The following is a 20,376-nucleotide window of genomic DNA, read 5'->3' as shown; positions in this document are numbered from 1 at the left end:
TATTGAAGTAACCATTCGAGAAAATAAAGTCCTAGACTGCTACTATGTTATTGATCTCGTATGCACTATTTTATGTCCATTCATTCGCATGTTCACGAATAAATTTAATATCTTTCTGATAATGTTCAAGATGACCTTCATCTATCATCTTTTGAAAAGCATGATGACCTTCACTCGCTTTTCTGGTTATGGTGTTGCATAGCCCTTCTATTCGTAACAATACCATTTCTATATAATCTTTTGGTATTTTCTCACCGTATGATTCAAAAAACAATTTCACTCTCTCTTTTCTAGATTCTGCGTGTAATAAAGAATCATAATAGATTCTCTCGCCTTTTTCAGAAATATAAAATCTGCTTAAAGGCACACAAGTATAAAGCGTATAAGCTAAATCCCATAGGATTGGACCTGGTCCAGCAACGTCAAAATCAACAATCCCTACAGGCTTCTTATTGTTGAAAATTATATTATAAATAGCAAAGTCGTTATGACATAATACTTCTGCTTTTTGTGGAGTGTTATCTAACCACTCCCAGCTGGAATCAATAGGAAAATCTCTCACAGAATCATGATAAAGACGTTGCATTTTCGCTATTTCTATTAAAACTTCATTCGACCACATATATTCTTTTAGAGGATAATTACCAGCTTCTCCATCAATAAACGACAATATTTCTCTTTCTTGTTCGTCGATTCCTAAAAATTTTGGGGCATAATTGAAGCCTTTGTTTTCCAAGTGTTTTAGCAGTGTATGAATTTTTGTGCTATCAGGCTTTAATTCGCGTCTAACAGTATTCCCTGAACGAAAAACGTTAGAGACGTTTCCACCAGTTAGTAATTCTTCTTTTGAGTAGTTCGGCATCTGAACATTTCTCCTTGATTTTTTATGAATTATCATTAGTGTAACTTAATTTCATTTTTGAAGAAAACCTTTTCTTTTTGAACTGCTGCCCGAGGGAGCTTGATGGGCCCAATCAGTCTAAAAGTTTATTTTCACTGAACATCAAAAAACAAAAAAAATGGTGGTGCAAGAATGAACCTTGCGCCACCATTTTTTGCTTACTATCGATTTCTAGCCTCATGTGTTATCTTGCAGTCCTACGGAGTGAATTTACCAAGGTCGTCGATGTAATCAACCCCCTCGACTTTCCATTGCGCAGCATCATACGAAGTAGTGGATCCGATCACGGTGCCAGAGACACGACCCACCGATTTATGCGGGTAAAAGACTGCGATATCTATCAGCTTATTGTCGTAGTAGAGCGAGAGTGTGACAGGTTGAGTGTCTTCAGCATAAAAATTCATCATTAAGTTGTAATCAACACCGATATCGGTTCCGAAATAGAAAGATTCTACAATAGTGAAGATACCACCGCTGGAGATCGTCCCGTTCTCCAGTGTGATTGGGTTACCCCCATTAGCACGTTCAATGCGAATCTTGGAGGCGTCGATATTTTGACTGGTCGGGTTATATAGTTCGATCGCTTGCAAGAAAGAATCACTCTGACCCCAAACCAATTCTGAAATGAACAGCCCTTTTGGAACCCCTACTTCAAAGGTCACGTTGAACTGTGTTTGCACGGTTCCGCCATATCCATCGTCTGCTGTGACGGTGATCTTGGTCGTACCTGCACTGACTGGTGTGATTTTGAGATCATTGCCGTTGACGAGAGCCGTTGCTACACCCGGCAATGACGAGACGGCTGAGTAGCTCAAGGTATCATTGTCTGCATCAGAGAAGACGCCTGCAAGGCTGATAGTCTTCGCCCCATCTGCTACATTTGCTACCAACGGCGCGATGGTCTTGACTACCTTCGGAGGGTGGTTAACCGCAGCCTGCTCTTCAATGGTCACGTTAAACTGTGTTTGCACCGTTCCGCCGTGCCCATCGTCTGCTGTGATGGTGATTATGGCAGTTCCTGCTTGAAGAGGAGTGACTGTAACGATGCTGCCGGCAACTACCACGGAAGCAACAGCAGGATTGCTCACCTTAGCGGAGTAGAGTATTGTATCGCCCTCTTCGTCTTCAAAGTTATTGGCAAAGTCGATCTTCTTCGCTGTATCACCTAAGGTCATTGTGAGATTGGATGGCTGTATTTTGACTTTTGGATTGTGATTGATCGGTTTCGGTTTCGGTGTTGGTGTTGGTTGGGAAGATGATTCGTTCGATCCTCCACGATCATTTTGGATAGGTTGTTTCACTAGGCCTATAGTCTCGATAACTTGTGATTTTTTAACATTTTCGGGTAATTGAAAGCTGGATACGTTAATCGTTTGTCCGAGATTGATCCTAGCGTTTGAGTTGTTAACCTTCAGCTCGCCTACCGCAGCTGTTCCTGTCAAATAAATGGGCTGATCTGTGTTCACTACGATTTGATTGACGGTGGCATTTAGTACGACACTTGAAGCGCCTTTGGCTAATTCGACCTGACTGATCGTGTCGCCTTTAATCGTCACTTTGTCGCCGGAAATCCTTAACGCGCCATCAAAGCTGCCTGTATCGAGCGTTACTCCGCTCTGTACAATCTCTAGTTCTAAGAGATGACCTACATTTCGATTGACAGATTTGAACTTCAAAATAGCTCCTTGCAGCGCTTTTCCATTGTTTTCGCTAATCAATTGCTTAAGCTTGCCCTCGATGAGGTACGGCGTGCCATCGATGACCACCATATCGCCATCCACCTTGGTGATCACAGCAGAACGTTCCTGGACTTGGAAAATGTTAAGCAGGAAATCCGCAATATCTTGGCGCATTACCTTTCCTTTGGGATCGAACTTGTTATCTGCCAGGTTCAATAAGCCAAGGCGTACCGCAGTATCTACGGCTTCCCCAGCCCAAGAACTTACACTTGTTGAATCAAGCAGGGACGCTCGCTTGCCGCCATGGTCATCGACGCCATTAATTGCACGTACAAATACGGTAGCCAGCTCTTCACGCGACACCACATTGTTGGGATGAAAAAAACGATTGCCATCGCCGTTCATCAAACCAGCTTGCCGGACTGCTTCAATATAGGGGCTTCCCCAATCACCTGAAAATACATCATGGAAAGTCGAGTTAGAGTTTGCAATGGGTTTCAAGTGAAGTGCGTTGGTCAATAGTACGGCAACTTCTTGGCGGGTCAGCTCATCGTCTGGACGGAACTTCCCGTCTAAGTTGCCTGTAATCAGACCTTGACGAACCGCTTTTGCAATCGCATCTTGCTTCTTCTTGGAAATATGACTCAAATCGGAAAAAACTTGGTTTGGGCTGGTTTCTGCAGCCAATGTAAAGGTGGAACTTATCGCTGTTGATAGGATAAGCATGGCAGGAAAAACTTTTGCTAAATATCTGTTCAGGTTCATCACTCTTCCTTAGGGAGATTTTTGCTCATTGACAATTCTATTAGATGTCACTCTCAAAAATCTCTCAAAACGGAACAGCTTACGGCATAGGTTTTTTCATTGTATAAAAATAGGGTCTTAACCACTATCTACGCCAGCCGTTCCTTTCTAGAAAAAAATTCATGTATAACTATACTTTTATCCCACAAACAAAAAAGGAACGGGTTTAAATGTGAATAACCTCTTCCCTTATAACTATTATTCTTTTCCATTAACACGATAACTTTCTGGTTACTTCTATGCCCTAGATTCCGCAAATACTTCTCTTTAGAAGGGATCAACAAGTATCGTTCTCTTTATGCCACCTTTTCAAGACTTTCAAGACTATCCACAAGGACCAATTGTAAATCTAGAGGACGTAATTCTTTTTACACTTATTTAACGGCTTTAAGTATAACTCTATCAATCACTTTGCCATCCCAATCCAACTGAATTTGTAATTCATGCTCTCCTCGACCCTTTATAATAAATCTCTTAGGAACCTCATCCAATGTCGTCTTTGTATAACTGCACCCTATTATAAAAAGAAAACTCAATCATATGACCATTACTCTGCTCATTAAGGTAAAAACCTCCGCTCTTCATCTTTTAAACGCAGCTCGTCAGGCAACGATTATGCCCTCCCATTATTACATCACACTATCTTACACAAATAAAACCGACACAAATGTAAAAAAATGTCACACAAAAGACATATTTCCACGGTTTATAAGTTAAAAAAACAATATTAAAAAAGAATTTTGTCGAATATAATCGGAATGTACGTAATATTCAGAACTATTAAGAGGTGACATGGTTGGGAAAATTATTAACTGGTTTATTCAAATCGCCTACACATGTAGGAATCAAGATTCAAGGGAGTTTGAGCTGGTTAGAAAAAGCCAGAACGCAAGAAGTGTTTATTGAGTCATTTGAAAATACGAATATACATATTCAAATGAAAATGATCGATTTTACTGTAGAAGATTTAAAGATACTTAAGGCAATCCAACCCCTTGTCGTCGAACATGTTGATGAAGTCGTTAACTCTTTTTATACAACCATTCTTGAAATACCAGAACTCAAACACACCATCACATCTAATAGTACTGTAGAGCGTTTAAGAGGTACTCTACGCTTACACTTAATCGAACTTTTCGAAGGAAAGATCGATACAGAATTTATTGAGAAAAGACAGCGAATTGCGAATGTGCACCAACGAATCGGGCTTGAACCAAAATGGTATATGGGCGCATTCCAAAACTTGCAGAACACGTTCTTGAGTATTATTATTCGTTACATCAGTGATCAGCAGGAAAGCATGGTTATCAGCAAATCGTTAACAAAATTACTTAACTTTGAACAACAGCTCGTTCTTGAAGCCTATGAGAAAAAGAATTTGCAGGAAAAAGAATCTCATTATGATCAGATCAAGGAGCTGTTAAAAAGTAAAATAGGCATCATCAGTCAAGAGCTTGCTGCTCTAGCTGAGCAAACAAGTACCTCCACATTAGAACTAATCGAGACAAGTAACTATGTGAACCAATCCTTTTTACAAAGTGCGAATAAATCTAAAGAATCCCAGAATTTTGCTCTTTCTGGGCAAGGTAAAATAAATGAATTGGAAATGCGTATCTACGCAATACATAATAGTTCCAAGCTGATGGAGAAAACCATTATCCAACTCAAAGATTCCTCTCAACAAATCCGTAAAGTTATTAAAATCGTTGAAGAAATTGCAGGACAAACAAAACTCCTCTCACTCAATGCAGCCATCGAAGCGGCTAGAGCAGGTGCACATGGAGCTGGATTTGGTGTGGTCGCCAATGAGGTGAAAAAACTATCAGAAGATTCAAATAGCGCGTTGTATCAAATTAACCAGCTAATTGAGCAGTCCAATCTTTTCACTCAGCAAGTGGTTCAATCCATTGAAGAGGTTCAGTCTCTTGTGTCTTTAGGTCAACAGGAAGCCGGTCACTCAAAAGAAGTCTTTAGCCAGATTACAGAGTCACTGGAAAAAGGTATCGATGAGATCAATAAAGTTGAGCTCGAGATCGATTCTTTAGTTAGAATCATTAATGAGGTTAGCGCTGCAACAGTTAAGGTTGCGAGTTCGGCTGAGGAGTTAAACAATACAACGCAAGATTTATAATGTGAATACATAAACAAACACCCGTCGTCCAACCATACAGACAACGGGTGTTAGCATTTTTCATGGAATTAAGGTTCTATTCATTCTGTCGCTTGCTCGCTCGACCGAACACCGTCAATAAAGGTATAAGTAGCACAGCTGCAGTTACTAAAGAAGCACGCAAAGAATACCTTTTACCGACCCAGCCCACAAATGGTCCTCCTGCAGTTTGGCCGAGTGCATCTGTCTGGCTCATCATGGACAGAATCGTTGCACGAGATTTACTTTGAATGTTCTGATTGAGCCATGTATCGTAAAATGGCCCATTCAACGTTCTTATAACCTCGAATAGCAGCACCGCAGCTAAAGCCCAAGCGAAGTTCGTTGCGAATGCAAGTAATACAATCGCACTGATTCGAAGTACAGTCAATATGATCATACCTCGTAAAGCGACTCTCTTGCTGTTCATATCAATCTTCTTCTCAGCTACTGCAATCACGACCAGACTGAGCAGTGTCGATATCACCGCCAAAACCCCGAACCACACTGCTGTACTTATAGGGATATCTTCTGGAAAACCAACACCAGCTATCAGATGGGCCTGCCATAACCGATCATACCCTTCTGAAGCCGCACCGCTGAACAGAGTAACAATTAAGATCATCAACAGGATTGGATGACGACGAATCTCCTTCGCACCAGACACCCAAGTTTCTTTCATACTTCTCCAATGGGACCCTGACTGTTCATCACGTTCGGCTCTGACGAATTTCGTCTCTTTCATGTAGATCAGAAGAAAAATACCCAGAGCGAAATACATCATACCACCGATTACATAGGGTAAATTCGTTCCTAAAGTAGATAATCCCACACTTAGCCCAATTCCAAGCAATGTACCTATAAGTCCAACGCGTTTTGATTTTAGAAAAATAGAACCGACATTCTCTTCTCCAACCTCATCCACGATCCATGCAGTATCTGCTCCACTCGTAAATGTAGCGCCAATACCAAAAAACACTTGAGACACGAGCAACCAACCAAATGCGGATAGCAGCAAATTCGCCTCACCTAACCATATGGCGCTGCCTCCCATAATAAAGCCACAACCAAGCACGAACATCCCAATAATAACTGACAATCGACGGCTATACATATCTGCAATAACACCTGTAATACTTTCAAACACTAGAACTGTAAGTTCTAATACCATCCCGACCAGCAGCAGTTGAAGTGGGTTTAATCCCATTGTTATCATCTGATACACCATATAAGTCGTAAACATCGTGGCATTTGCGAGCGATACGATAAATTCCATGAACATATAAATCTGTGGTGCTTGTAATTTCTTCATAAATCGGGTCCGCCTCTCTAATTACGGCAGATTCGTATCATCATGCAATTCCCGATATACTTATAACCAACCGTTTCATTGCAGACTTAACGTCTACCGAGTAAAAATACTTTTTGAATTTCAAATTTCATTACGGTTTTCTTTGCAGACATAATTGAAACACCTCCAAATATAATTACTTCTATTATACATTGCTTTAATCAGTCTAAATAGTCAGATTTTAAATAAGAAAAGCCCATCTAACTATAAGAGTTAGACAGGCTCCCTATTACTTAGAATACTTTTGTCGTCCAGGACTCACAATTCCAAGTGTCTGTTACGACATCGCGGTAGAATTCAGGTTCGTGAGAGATCAAAAGAATGCTGCCTTTATAAGCTTTTAGCGCACGCTTTAGCTCATCTTTAGCATCCACATCCAAGTGGTTCGTCGGCTCATCGAGTACGAGTAAGTTTGTCTCGTTGTTGATCAGTTTGCAAAGGCGAACTTTCGCCTTTTCCCCACCACTTAGAACGGTAATTTTACTCTCGATATGTTTCGTTGTCAGTCCACATTTCGCAAGTGCAGCACGAACTTCGAATTGCGTGAAGGATGGGAACTCCTTCCATATTTCTTCGATACATGTGTTGTAGTTCGCATCTTTCATTTCTTGTTCAAAATAACCAATTTCCAGGTTCTCACCTCGGCGAACTGTACCTGACAATGCTTGGATTTCCCCTAAGATACTGCGTAAAAGTGTTGTTTTACCAATACCATTCGCACCGACTAACGCGATCTTTTGTCCACGCTCCATGCGAAGGTCAAGAGGTCTAGATAGCGGATCGTCATAACCAATTACAAGATCTGTTGCTTCAAAAATCAATTTACCAGACGTTCTCGCGTCTTTGAAGTTGAACTGTGGTTTCGGTTTTTCTTTTGCAAGCTCAATAACATCCATCTTATCCAGCTTCTTCTGTCTGGACATCGCCATGTTACGCGTAGCCACACTCGCTTTGTTGCGAGCAACGAAATCTTTCAAATCAGCAATCTCTTGTTGTTGACGCTTATAAGCAGACTCAAGCTGCTGTTTTCGCATCTCATAAACGTTCTGGAAGTGATCGTAATCCCCCACATAACGATTAAGTTCTTGATTTTCCATGTGATAGATCAAGTTAATAACACTGTTTAAGAAAGGAATATCATGCGAGATCAGAATAAATGCATTTTCGTAGGTTTGTAAGTAGCGCTTCAACCACTCAATATGCACTTCATCCAGATAGTTCGTCGGCTCATCAAGGAGCAGAATGTCTGGCTTCTCAAGTAACAATTTCGCAAGCAATACTTTCGTACGTTGCCCGCCGCTCAGATCGTTCACATCTTTATCTAGACCGATATCTGTAAGACCAAGTCCACGTGCTGTTTCCTCAATCTTTGCATCAATCATGTAAAAGTCTTGATTCGTAAGTGTGTCTTGAATTGTTCCGACATCTTCAAGCAACTGCTCAAGTTCCTCAGGCGTAACTTCGCCCATTCTGCCATACATGTCGTTCATTTCTTGTTCCATATCAAAAAGGTACTGGAAAGCACCCTTAAGTACGTCACGAATCGTCATACCTTTGTTTAATACGGCATGTTGATCCAGGTATCCAACGCGCATACGCTTGGACCATTCAACTTTACCTTCATCCGGTTGCAGCTTACCTGTAATGATATTCATAAAAGTGGACTTACCTTCACCGTTCGCACCGATGAGTCCAATGTGCTCGCCTTTTAGCAAGCGAAAGGACACGTCATTGAAGATCGCACGATCTCCAAAGCCGTGACTTAATTTTTCTACATTTAATATGCTCATGAATGACACCTTTTCTATATATAATTATTCACGTTTCATTATAAGCGTTTAGAGGGATGTAATTCAATGTGAGTTTCACTTATGTTGTAAATCTTGCTTCTGATGAGACAAGTAAACCTCAATAAACAAGCATCCGAATCCAAGAAAGATTTCCTCGACTCGTGTACTTGTTTATTGTTCATCAGACCTTGATACCATCTGAAACGACAATTTTTCCACGTTTAATAACAGTATTTACGTGGTTAATGCCAAAGTGATAGGGCAAATAAGCTAAGTTATTGGCATTATAAATAACAATATCCGCTAGCTTACCTACTTCTAAGCTGCCGATCTCATCGGCCTTTCCAATCGCATGAGCTGCATTAATCGTAACAGCTGTAAGCACTTCCTCAGGTGTCATGCCAAGGTTCAAACACGCAAGAGTCATCACAAGTTGAATCGATTCCGTTGGTGAACTTCCTGGATTGTAATCAGTTGATAGTGCCACGGGGAGTTCCATATCAATCATTGTTCGTGCTCTTGCATGTTTTTTCAATCGCAAGTTAAATGAAGTCGCAGGCAAGCACACAGCGATGACACCTGCTTGCTGCATCGCCTTTAAGCCTTCATCGGAAGCGGCAAGCAAATGTTCAGCGGATATACAACCTAGTTTCCCCGCAAGTGCTGCTCCACCCATAGGTTCAATTTCATCTGCATGAATTTTAAGACCAAATCCAAGAGCTTTTGCAGCTGTTAGGATACGTTCCGATTCATCCACTGCGAACACCCCATGTTCACAGAAAACATCACAAAACTCTGCCAGACCCAATTTCTTGACGGCCGGAAGCATTTCGTTAATGATGAGCTGTATATACGCTTCGGATCGTCCCTTGTATTCCTCTGGCACCATATGTGCCCCCATAAAGGTAGATACTAGATCAACGGGATGCTCATGATGAAGTTTTTGAGTGACACGAAGCTGCTTAAGCTCGTCCTCCAATGTCAACCCATAGCCACTCTTGGCTTCTGCCGTAGTAACCCCATACTGCAGCATGACATCGAGGCTTCGTCTGGCTTTATCGTACAAATCTTGTTCTGATGCTGCTCTTGTTGCTCGAACTGTACTGAGAATCCCTCCACCTTGAGCCAGAATTTCCATATAGGTTGCACCCTTTAACTTGAGTGAAAGTTCATGTTCGCGTGATCCTCCATGCACAAGATGCGTATGGGGATCAACAAGTCCAGGCGTGACTAGCTGCTCTCTTGCGTCCAATGATTGTACGATCTTCATCCCTTGGATCTGGGCACGAACATCTGCCTCTTGACCGATTGCAAAGATGCGCTCATCCTGAATTGCAATTGCACCGCCCGAAATCGCCCCGAGCTCTGACATTTCTTGCCCCTTGCGAGCTTGATTTGTTCCTTGTAAGGTCAGAAGTGTCCCGATGTTATAGACAAGTAAATCAATATGGTTATCGTTCATAAGATCTCACCCCTAATTAAATCCCTAACATCGGCACGCGTACTCCACGTTCCTTCGCCGTCTGAATCGCAAGTTCATAACCAGCATCTGCGTGGCGGATGATACCCATTCCAGGATCTGTATTTAACACACGAGTTAATTTTTCTTCTGCTTCTTGGGAGCCATCTGCAACAATAACCATGCCCGCATGTAAGGAATAACCCATCCCTACGCCACCGCCATGGTGAACAGAAACCCAACTAGCACCTGATGAAGTATTCAATAGTGCATTCAAGATTGCCCAGTCACCAACTACATCACTGCCATCGAGCATAGCTTCGGTTTCACGGTTCGGTGAGGCAACAGATCCACAATCGAGATGATCCCGTCCAATAACAATCGGAGCAGATAATTCTCCATTACGAACCATTTCATTAATAGCTAGACCAAGCTTTGCCCGTTCACCATAGCCTAACCAACAAATACGTGCAGGTAGTCCTTGGAATGCAATCTTCTCTTGCGCAAGTTCAATCCAGCGCTGCAACTGCTGGTTCTCAGGAAACATACTCTTAACAAGTTCATCTGTCTTATAAATATCCTCAGGATCTCCAGACAACGCAACCCATCGAAAGGGTCCTTTACCCTCACAGAATAGCGGACGGATATAGGCAGGAACAAAACCTGGGAAGTCAAATGCATTCTCAACGCCTTCATCGAACGCAACTTGACGAATATTGTTACCGTAATCGAACACAACGGAGCCCATTTTTTGTAAGTCAAGCATAGCTTGAACGTGAATCGCCATTGATTGCTTGGACAACTTCACATATTGCTTCGGATCATTCATACGCAGCTTGCTTGCCTCATCGAGTGTATAGCCAGTAGGAATATAGCCATTCAGCGGATCGTGGGCAGACGTTTGATCGGTTACAAATTCAGGTACCACACCGCGTTTCACAAATTCAGGTAATAACTCCGCCGCATTGCCGACTAGTCCAATGGAAAGTGCTTTCCCCGCCGCTTTCGCCTCTTGTGCCAAACGCAATGCATCATCTAGATCACGGACCATAACATCGCAGTAACGCGTATCGATTCTACGCTGAATTCGTACGGGATCAATCTCAATCCCAATGACAACGCCACCATTCATCGTCACCGCAAGTGTCTGTGCACCACCCATACCACCTAGTCCTGCTGTTAAAGTAAGCGTTCCCTGCATCGTGCCACCAGAATGCTGACGTGCAGCTTCTGCAAAAGTTTCATATGTCCCTTGTACAATACCCTGACTACCGATGTAGATCCAGCTGCCAGCTGTCATCTGACCGTACATCATGAGACCTTTTTTATCGAGTTCATGGAAAGTTTCCCAATTCGCATAAGCCGGAACAAGCACAGAATTTGACAGTAGAACGCGTGGTGCCATCGAATGCGTCTTGAACATACCGACAGGCTTACCGGACTGAATCAATAGAGTTTCATCAGCTTCAAGTAATTGGATACACTCTACAATCTTGTCAAAGCATTCCCAGTTCCGTGCTGCCTTCCCTATCCCCCCATATACGACTAAATCTTCTGGACGTTCTGCTACGTTGGGATCCAGATTATTCATTAGCATGCGCAGCACGGCTTCCTGCTGCCACCCTTTTGTATGAAGCTGCGTTCCGCGTGGCGCCTCTATCGTACGTTTAATCACGTTTTCCATTGTTCATCTCTCCTTTAAAATGGTCGTGTTACACACGTTTCTCACGTTTCATATATCCAACGAGGAAGCTTAAGATTACATGTAGTGCCATTCGGACAGTCGCTCGGCGTGGGTCTTGCAGCGGATCGACACATACGATATCAAACCCCTTAACCTTCGGATGCTGGCCAAGCAGGAATACGGCCTCAATTAACTGCCATGATGTCATCGCCCCCGGCACCATCGCTGGTACGCCAGGTGCGAAAGCTTGATCAAGTACATCCATATCAACTGTTACATAGATCGCTTCTGTTCCATTTCCTGCAATTTCAAGTGCTTGCTGTACAAGGGTCTCAACGCCTTCATGAGCCACTTGGCGTGCAGTGAACTGAGTAATCCCTTGTGCAACTGCATAGTCACGATAAGGCTTCGAATTTGCAAAGCTATGAATACCTATCTGAGCAATATGCTTACCTTCTACCGTACCAGATTCAAGTAATCCCCGGATTGGAGTACCATTCGTCGGTCCTCCATCATCCAAATTACGAACATCCATATGAGAATCAATTTGTACGATGCCAACTGGACCTTTATAACGCTTCTTAAAAGCCTTCACAGAAGGGCACGTGATCGAATGATCGCCACCTGCAAGGATCGGAAATAGATGCGGCATCTTTTCGTATATATTCGTTAATCCCTGTTCGATATTCGCGTGACAACGAAGCAGATCAGTTACATGCATCTGTATGTCACCTAAGTCATGCGCACACAATTCTTGCAGATCTACATCATGATCGATGCTGTAAGTCGTCACATTCGCAAATAACTCACGTAAGGTATTCGGTGTCATAGCTGCTGCAGAGGGGCTAATTGAGGTCTTAGACAATGGAACCCCTATAAAGCCAAAATCAACATGATCCACACCGTTCCATGGCGTTAACCACTGCGCGACCTTCGTTTCAAAACGATCCTTCCAATTCGATTGGCGCGTCATTTCGGGTGGGTTCAACAATTCAATACGTTGGTTGTTCATACGTACCATCCTTTTTAAGAAGCTGATAAAATGCTTGCTAGCTTTTCATGGAATCGTCCACTGCTAATTTCTTGACTTAGCTGCTGAATTTCTTGGGAATACACACGATCTGCTTTGTAAGCAGGTACAAATTCACGAATCCAAGCTTTCACCTTATGTGTGATTGGAGATAGTTTGGAGTTGTTCTTCCACTCCAAAGCCTGGGCAGCGCAGATCAATTCAATAGCCAGAACATGAGCCGCGTGATCTACGATTTGATTCACTTGACGTGCGGCCGTTGTCCCCATGCTTACATGATCTTCTTGGTTGCCCGATGATGGAATCGAATCTACACTTGCGGGGTGCGCAAGCACTTTATTTTCCGAGACCAAGGAAGCTGCCACGTATTGTAAAATCATAAGACCAGACGACACTCCAGCTTCTGGTGTTAGAAACGGTGGCAATCCACCACTCAGCTGCGGATTCACTAGACGCTCTGTACGACGCTCCGAAATATTCGCATATTCCGCAACTGCAATCTTCATATAATCCATCGCAAGCGCAACGGGCTGACCGTGAAAATTACCTCCTGAGTACACATGACGCTCTTCAGCGAACAAGATCGGGTTGTCTGTCACTGCATTCATTTCAATCTTTAGTGTGTCTTCCACATGATTGAGCGCCCGCATCGATGCACCGTGAACTTGTGGTACACAACGTATGGAGTAGGCATCCTGTACTTTTCCCTGATTCGGACCATGAATGTATCCACTACCTCGCAGCAAATGACGAATTTGCCTCGCAGTCTCAGCTTGTTCTGGATAAGGACGAACCTTCTGAATCTCTTCGGAAAATGGATCTAAGATCCCATCAAGCGCCTGCATCGTCATTGACACCGCCACATTCGCAGCTTCTTCAACAAACCTTGCCTTCTGATAAGCTAACAACCCAACTGCTGTCATCGCTTGTGTGCCATTGATTAGAGCTAATCCTTCCTTCGCACTCAACTTAATGGGTTGGATATTAGCACGCTTCAGTGCCTCACTTCCTGGAATACGCTCCCCTTGGTAATAGGCTTCACCTTCCCCTAGCAATACAAGTGCTAAGTGAGATAAAGGCGCCAGATCTCCACTTGCTCCGAGTGATCCTTGCTGTGGTATGACCGGATGAATACCATGATTGAGCAGCTGTGCCAAGGTATCGGTAACTATCGGTCTTACACCCGAGAAGCCACGGGTCAGTGAAACTAAGCGTAGAAGCATAATGGCGCGTACAATATCCTCTGAATACGGTTCTCCAACTGCACAAGCATGACTACGTATTAGATTGGTCTGTAAGTTTCCACTTTGCTCTTCTGGCAGAATAACTGTACTCAATTGCCCAAATCCGGTATTCACGCCATACACAACTTGTTTGCTATCTAACACTTCTTGTAAGTAACGATGGGATTGCTCCACTCTTTGCTTGGATTCTTCACTAATTACAACTAGTTTGCGCCCTACAACTATTGCGCGAAATTCATCTAAATTTAGTCCCTCGTTGTTAATCTCGACGTGTAAATCTGAGTTGATCATCACCATTTACGCACCTCTTTTTCCCAGATATTAGAATAATGAGTCTTTGAAAATAAACAAAAAGGAGCCTAAACAGAAAATCCTGTTTAGCCCCCTGAGAAACCTAATTACCTATGGGCATTAAATATGAAAAATACCTAAACCACTTACTTCGTGTTCGAAACCTTTAGCTGGTGCACCGATATTCCCGTATAATGCAACTGCGATCCATTCGCCCTTTTCTCTGGCTGGGCCTGGTCCTCGAAGGATCGAGAATTTCAGACCGACTGTGCGATGGACTTCACCGAATACAATTTGACCCCGGGTAACACCTTGCAGCGCATCTAATATGGCATGATACAATGCGTGACATTCTCGATACAGACCACTATCTATGATCTTATGACGCTTAGCAGCTGTTTCGATGGACGCAACGATCTTTTCCCCATTCATAGCTCCTACTTTTCCTTGTAAACCTTGGAATCCGAGATCTGAGATTTGATTAAGTAATGCAAGAGAATGCTCTTCATCTTGGTTCATTGCAAGCAGCATCGCTAGATTACCCAAACTCGGATCTAATTGAATCGTAAATTGCATGGATGACACCGCTTTCTTCTGCTACCTACATCCAAGATATTACAATCGAATAGTTTCGGTGTCAATAGTAGCGGTAACACCTTGTTTCTTGATCCTGTTAACCTGGAAGCTTAGAAATATAATAAAACTTAGTAAGATGATTCCGATAAATACGACCGACATCTGAATGGACAACTGTGTAGAGACTAAACCTTTAAAGATCAAAAGTCCTGAGACCGTCAAGGAATTTTCAACAAAATTCTGAATCGCAATTGTCTTCCCTGAACCGATCAAATCCTTCCCGACTTCTTGTAACATCGTATTCAGAGGAATTAAGAAAATCCCCCCTGCTACACCAATTAGGAACAAGAGCGCAGCTGAAATCCACACACTTGTCATGAATGCACAGATGATCACAAATCCGACCATCAGATAGCCGAATATGTACGATTGATATAGCTTACCTATCGGAATAATACGAGAAGTGATGAACGAACTTACGACCACACCGACGGCTGTTGCACCAATCATCATCGACTGTGTTGTTGTATCCTCAATGCCTAAATTAACCGGAATCCAAGCAATAAGTGCAATTCGCAATACGGATGCGGTTAACCAAAATGCACCTGTCCCAATTAGAGAGAAACGGGCTTTTCGATTACGAACGAGATTTTTAAAATCGGTGAAAAATTCACGCGAAGATCGACCATAACGAAGTTGCTTGTTCCCTGGGATACGAGGAATGAGTAGTGTAAACAGTAGCGAAATGACATACGTAACTAGACAAGTGACAACCCCAACTGTATCGGAGATATCTGCCAGAATCCCCCCTGCAACCGTGCCGAGCAAAATTGCGAGAATCGTTGTCCCTTCAACAAGTGCATTTGCACGGAGCAAACCTTTTTCCGAATTCGTCAATTCAGTTAAAATCCCATATTTAGCAGGTGAGTAAACAACGGCTCCAATTCCAAGCACGGCATAGCACAGGATGGGATGAATACCAAGCAGCAGCATACCAATCCCGATACTTTTTAACAAGTTGCCCATAAGTAGGACGTTGGATTTGGAATTCCGGTCCGCATAAGCACCCACAAGGGGAGCGAGCACAACATAAGCAAGCAGAAAACCCATTTGGATATTCAATACATAGCCCTCTGGATTAATAACTCCCTGTCTTGTAATGATGCCGATAATAATAAAGAAATTGACATTGTCTGCAAAAGAACTAATAAATTGAGTGAACACTAAGGATGTTAACGGTTTTGGCACGTACGGCACCCCTCTTAATCTTCATCTGACTCTTGGTCTACCTCATACTTGCATTCAAACCGTTCAACTCCAGGATATTTCTCCCCTAAGCTGACGATTGTAAAGCCAATACTTCGGTAAAAATCAACTGCTTCTTCATCCGTCTCTGCAATGAGACTAGCAGGCTGCTTAATTTCAATTAGCTCTAGTATAATTCCTCGCCCAAAACCAGCACCTCTACTGTCGGGATGTACGGCAAGATGCGTAATTTCAAGCTGATTATCGGGTCTTTCTGCGCAACCAATAATACCGACGAGATGGTCTTCTGACACACATCCATAAAGTTCAAGAACCCTACTCGTGCGATACACCTCAACTGTGGCTTTAAGTTTATCTGCGCCTTGACCAAGTGCAAACTCCAGCAATTCCTGAATACCTTCTTCATCGACTCGATTCTTCATATTGATTAACATCGTTGTATCACTCCTTGTTGTCATTTAACTGAAGTATTATATCAGATTCACGATGAAATGCTTAGTTTTCCATTGGGCGGGTCATAAACACTTGCTCAATATAAGTCGTGAACCCCAGCTCATTCAATATTTGAATTGGAATAGGATTCGATTTACGCAGATTAAATGTACTACGACGGCAAGCATGGCCCAATGGACCATAAACTTCACGAAGGAGCAGTTTATAAATCTCTAGTTCGTTGACATGCTGAGGTCGTGCCTCACATTGAAAAAGAGGAATTGCCGCTAAATTACCATCCTTGTCATAAACATGCTTAAACAGCGCATATCCAACTACTTCTTCACCATCACGAACAATAATCGATTCGCCGTCTTTTACGCTCTGCCACTGATTCGACCAAGTTGGTAAAGTAAGATGGAAATCGACTTTTGCAACTTCACGTCCCATTCCTTTTGTAACAGTATAGTTGTGATCTCCCGATGACTCTATAGCAGTAGATGTTATAACTTCATTATTTTGCAATAAGGTAACTTCTTCAATTACTTCATATCCAACATATTTATAAAGCTTAATTGCCTTTTCATTCGGACTCAAGGCTTCCAAAGTTGCAAGTTCCACTTTATGCTCACGATACAATTCTAAGTTGCGCTGCATTAATGCTCTTCCTATGCCTTGTGCACGATATCGCTTCAAGATACCTGTACCGCCGTTCCAACCAATCTTCCTTCCACCTAACTCACGAAATCCATTCATCACAAAACCGGCAGGAATGTCATCAACAAGTATGACAATTGAATGCTCCATCGATAACTCGTTGTTAGCCGTTCTTGCGATGAAGGAATCCACAGTCAATGCCATAGGTAATAAATAGTCTTCAAAACCTTCGATCCATAATTGCACGCATGCTTCAACTGAAAATTCACTCATCTTCTTAAATGAAATATTCATACCGATCCCCCTTAATTTGCATTACTCGAGTGTAATTGTCTTTGTCTTCTCATCCCAAGTGACGCGCCAATTGAGCTCTTCAGCAATTTGACGTAATGGTACCATGGTAAGTCCTTTCATAAGCTGTGGTGCGGCATCTGAGATTACTCGCTTTCCTGTGAAAATCATGTCTTTTCTATTAATCCACATATCCAGCAGCTTATCACCTTGTTCAATCGTTACTTGTGATTCCTTAGCGTTCCATTTGACCTGACCACCTAAAGCTTCTGTAATAACGCGTACAGGGACCATCGTGCGATCATTCGATTGCAGGGGTGCTTGATCCAGCTTAACGGCTTTGTCATTAACTGTGATGCTGTTCTTACCGATTGTCATCTTTACTTGCTTTTTCGCTTGGGTGTCGCTTGCTGCTTTGGATATAAAGGAGATATCATCGAATTGAATAGTACCTTTTAGCGCGCGTTCATCCTGCCCTTCAGCTGGGCTTGTTACATATATATTTTTGACGGTGATTGGATATTTCAATTTATAATCTTGAAGATTAACCGTAAGTTCCTTCCAACCAGTCCAGTTCATATTTCTAGTAAAATCAATTCGATTCAACTTGCCATCACCATCAATGATTTCCGAACGTACCCAGTTTCTTGAGTTGTCTCCGAAAACTTTCATTTTCATAAACTGCGGAGTCCCATCAATCTTAGCGCCATCCTTGCCATTAAATTCGGCATATACCGCTTTATTCCCTGTTCCATTTGTAAAATCATAATCTAATTGCAGACTCTTATTCGCCTTCTCATCTTTTACAACGCGAATTGTCCCTTTCACTTCGGCTGGATACACATCACTTGTGGTTAGAAGTCCATATTGATCCAGATCATACCATGGCGACTCTTGGAATTTAGCCAATGTCAGCATCGTGGAGAACCCATCGTACCTGGCAATTACTCGAATGTCTTTTACATTATTAATGTCGTTAACTATCAATTTTCCATTCTCAACTTTAGCTGATTTATGGCCTAGCACTTCCCACTCCACGGCATCCGGTGATAGGATACTGCTACGACCTTGAAGATCTGTAGCCGTCACTTTCAATTCGTAAGTGGCTCCTTCTTTGAGCATAGGATTTGTAGTTGAAAGGTTAAGTGAAGCAATGTCATCACGACCTGCAACTTTAACATCTTGTTTAACAGAGCCTAAACCAACTGATGCTGTGATGGATGCTGTACCGATTTTGTTAGGGATAAATTTCATCCCATCGATCTTGCCGATATCAGGTGTAACACTAAGTTGGGGGTTCGAATTCGCATCAAGTGCTACTGGATTATAGAACTCATCATAACCTTTTACAGAAAATGCAGCTTGCTCGCCAAGGAAGATTTGCTTCGGACCATGTAAGACGAGTCCGTTAAGTTTTCCTTTGGGAGCCATAGAGAAAACGCCAACACTGTTCACAACTTCACGTTGTCCGCCATATTCCGTTACATTCGTAATGACTGGTGTCGTTTCACCAAGTGGTCTCGTTACGAGCTGCGTAGAAGCGCCCCCATCCAGATTCATCCCTTTCCAAACACCAATATTTACCATGAAGTCTTGAAGTTCAGTTAAACTCATTCCATCGCTCTGCGAAGCACGATCTGAAGTAATTAAATAGGCCGTCTTCCCATCTTTAGAGTAACCAATCGCTGTACGTGAGCGAAATCCTTCAAGTTCTGCTTCCGTACGTGAGAATGGGGTTACCTTTCCTTCATCAACTAGGATAGAATGACCACCGACCATCATTTTAAAATTTTTCGTGTCGTAGTGCTTGGTCGGATCTTGTGCAATCAGTTCATATTGAACTTGAAGCGGGTCTCCCACCTTGAGATGAGCTTTTACATATTCGGCAGATTTACCTGCTGCTCGTAAAATATATCCATCCGCTGGAGCGACCTCCTTAATTACACCATCAACTTCGATTTGCTTAATAATTCCATTTTGTACTTTGACTTCAGTAGGTACAGAAACACCATCATTGGAACGATAATCCAATGCCCATGTATGCGTGTATAAGAACATGCCATCTGTATGGCTATGCGTTCCATCGTCGAACCAATAGTAAGTCTTGTTCACTCCGCCGATTGGGTAACTAGAGTGATCTTTTGCCGTGATTGATCCTTTAAATGCAAATAAATCAACGATCGGCTGATTATCCTTCGAAATGGCAAATGAGTATAAGCCAGAAACAAGATCTGGAGTAGTCGCCATGAGTTGGCCATTCGAGATTTGAGGTCCGATCGGTACACCCTCTGCTTGTGTATTGAAGAAATCACCATTAATACCAGCTACAGCTTCATTTTCCTTAACCATGTTAAGTACTGACTGCTTGAACGTGTATTGACCTCCGATTCCAGTCATCATATCCAATTTCACATTAGGGTTGGTCAGATCCACTTCTACCACTCGCGCACGCGTCGATACGTCCGTGTTCCCACGTTTAGAGGTCCACGTATAACTTTTGAGTAAAGCACCTGAAGTTAAGATTTCATTCGAATTCAGCACTACAGCTGCCTGCACAACAGGTGATAAGTTGATGGTCTGTGAGGTGAGGGTGACTGCTAGAAGTACACCCCATAACTTCTTCTGCAATTTCATTTCATGTACATCCTCTCCGATTGTATTTGTTTGTCGTTCTATTAAAAATATAACGCTTTCTTCTAACAAAATCTACCATTTGATAAGGTTGATAGCATTCATGACCATGAAAGATGCTTATATTACGAGAAGTAATCC

Annotated in this window: 14 protein-coding genes; 1 reads left to right on the top strand and 13 read right to left on the bottom strand. The window is 42.5% G+C overall.

Annotated elements, in window-relative coordinates:
* Positions 1 to 70: 70 nt before the first annotated feature.
* Both ACSBOP_RS10380 and ACSBOP_RS10375 read right to left on the bottom strand, forming a co-directional pair.
* Positions 71 to 862, bottom strand: coding sequence for an aminoglycoside phosphotransferase family protein (locus ACSBOP_RS10380; RefSeq protein WP_442600468.1), 792 nt, complete (start codon positions 860 to 862; stop codon positions 71 to 73).
* A gap of 236 nt (positions 863 to 1,098) precedes the next feature.
* A complete protein-coding gene (locus tag ACSBOP_RS10375) occupies positions 1,099 to 3,345 on the bottom strand; it encodes an S-layer homology domain-containing protein (protein WP_442600467.1) in 2,247 nt (748 codons plus the stop codon).
* A gap of 835 nt (positions 3,346 to 4,180) precedes the next feature.
* Here ACSBOP_RS10375 and ACSBOP_RS10370 point away from each other — a divergent pair.
* Positions 4,181 to 5,515 carry a protoglobin domain-containing protein gene (locus ACSBOP_RS10370; protein WP_442600466.1) on the top strand — a complete coding sequence of 445 codons (1,335 nt, stop codon included), beginning with the start codon at positions 4,181 to 4,183 and terminating at the stop codon, positions 5,513 to 5,515.
* A 76-nt stretch (positions 5,516 to 5,591) separates the two neighbouring features.
* Here the strand turns inward: ACSBOP_RS10370 and ACSBOP_RS10365 are convergent, their stop codons facing one another.
* The 11 genes from ACSBOP_RS10365 to ACSBOP_RS10315 all read right to left on the bottom strand — a co-directional run bounded on the left by ACSBOP_RS10365 (position 5,592) and on the right by ACSBOP_RS10315 (position 20,238).
* The gene (locus ACSBOP_RS10365; protein WP_442600465.1) at positions 5,592 to 6,845 is read right to left on the bottom strand and encodes an MFS transporter; all 1,254 of its coding nucleotides are present in this window, start codon (positions 6,843 to 6,845) and stop codon (positions 5,592 to 5,594) included.
* 272 nt (positions 6,846 to 7,117) lie between these two features.
* Positions 7,118 to 8,674, bottom strand: a complete 1,557-nt coding sequence (locus ACSBOP_RS10360) for an ABC-F family ATP-binding cassette domain-containing protein (RefSeq protein WP_442600464.1) — start codon at positions 8,672 to 8,674, stop codon at positions 7,118 to 7,120.
* A gap of 181 nt (positions 8,675 to 8,855) precedes the next feature.
* The gene (hutI, locus tag ACSBOP_RS10355; protein WP_442600463.1) at positions 8,856 to 10,136 is read right to left on the bottom strand and encodes an imidazolonepropionase; all 1,281 of its coding nucleotides are present in this window, start codon (positions 10,134 to 10,136) and stop codon (positions 8,856 to 8,858) included.
* 16 nt (positions 10,137 to 10,152) lie between these two features.
* Positions 10,153 to 11,817 (bottom strand): urocanate hydratase, encoded by a 1,665-nt coding sequence (gene hutU / locus ACSBOP_RS10350; protein ID WP_442600462.1) that lies wholly within the window; start codon positions 11,815 to 11,817, stop codon positions 10,153 to 10,155.
* Positions 11,818 to 11,845: 28 nt separating this feature from the next.
* Positions 11,846 to 12,829 (bottom strand): agmatinase family protein, encoded by a 984-nt coding sequence (locus ACSBOP_RS10345; RefSeq protein WP_442600461.1) that lies wholly within the window; start codon positions 12,827 to 12,829, stop codon positions 11,846 to 11,848.
* Positions 12,830 to 12,843: 14 nt separating this feature from the next.
* The gene (gene hutH / locus ACSBOP_RS10340) at positions 12,844 to 14,388 is read right to left on the bottom strand and encodes a histidine ammonia-lyase (protein WP_442600460.1); all 1,545 of its coding nucleotides are present in this window, start codon (positions 14,386 to 14,388) and stop codon (positions 12,844 to 12,846) included.
* 114 nt (positions 14,389 to 14,502) lie between these two features.
* Complete coding sequence (locus ACSBOP_RS10335) at positions 14,503 to 14,958, bottom strand: HutP family protein (RefSeq protein WP_442604442.1); 456 nt, start codon at positions 14,956 to 14,958, stop codon at positions 14,503 to 14,505.
* 39 nt (positions 14,959 to 14,997) lie between these two features.
* The gene (gene lplT, locus ACSBOP_RS10330; RefSeq protein WP_442604322.1) at positions 14,998 to 16,206 is read right to left on the bottom strand and encodes a lysophospholipid transporter LplT; all 1,209 of its coding nucleotides are present in this window, start codon (positions 16,204 to 16,206) and stop codon (positions 14,998 to 15,000) included.
* A gap of 14 nt (positions 16,207 to 16,220) precedes the next feature.
* Positions 16,221 to 16,658 (bottom strand): GNAT family N-acetyltransferase, encoded by a 438-nt coding sequence (locus ACSBOP_RS10325; RefSeq protein ID WP_442604321.1) that lies wholly within the window; start codon positions 16,656 to 16,658, stop codon positions 16,221 to 16,223.
* 61 nt (positions 16,659 to 16,719) lie between these two features.
* Positions 16,720 to 17,607 carry a GNAT family N-acetyltransferase gene (locus ACSBOP_RS10320; RefSeq protein ID WP_442604320.1) on the bottom strand — a complete coding sequence of 296 codons (888 nt, stop codon included), beginning with the start codon at positions 17,605 to 17,607 and terminating at the stop codon, positions 16,720 to 16,722.
* A gap of 21 nt (positions 17,608 to 17,628) precedes the next feature.
* Positions 17,629 to 20,238 carry a stalk domain-containing protein gene (locus tag ACSBOP_RS10315; protein ID WP_442604319.1) on the bottom strand — a complete coding sequence of 870 codons (2,610 nt, stop codon included), beginning with the start codon at positions 20,236 to 20,238 and terminating at the stop codon, positions 17,629 to 17,631.
* Between the last annotated feature and the right edge of the window lie 138 nt (positions 20,239 to 20,376).

Origin of the sequence: Paenibacillus sp. KN14-4R (assembly GCF_052180255.1) — a bacterium.
Classification (GTDB): Bacteria; Bacillota; Bacilli; order Paenibacillales; family NBRC-103111; genus Paenibacillus_AM.
The sequence above is the reverse complement of the archived record's forward strand: the minus strand, read 5'-3'. Positions and strand labels throughout refer to the sequence as shown.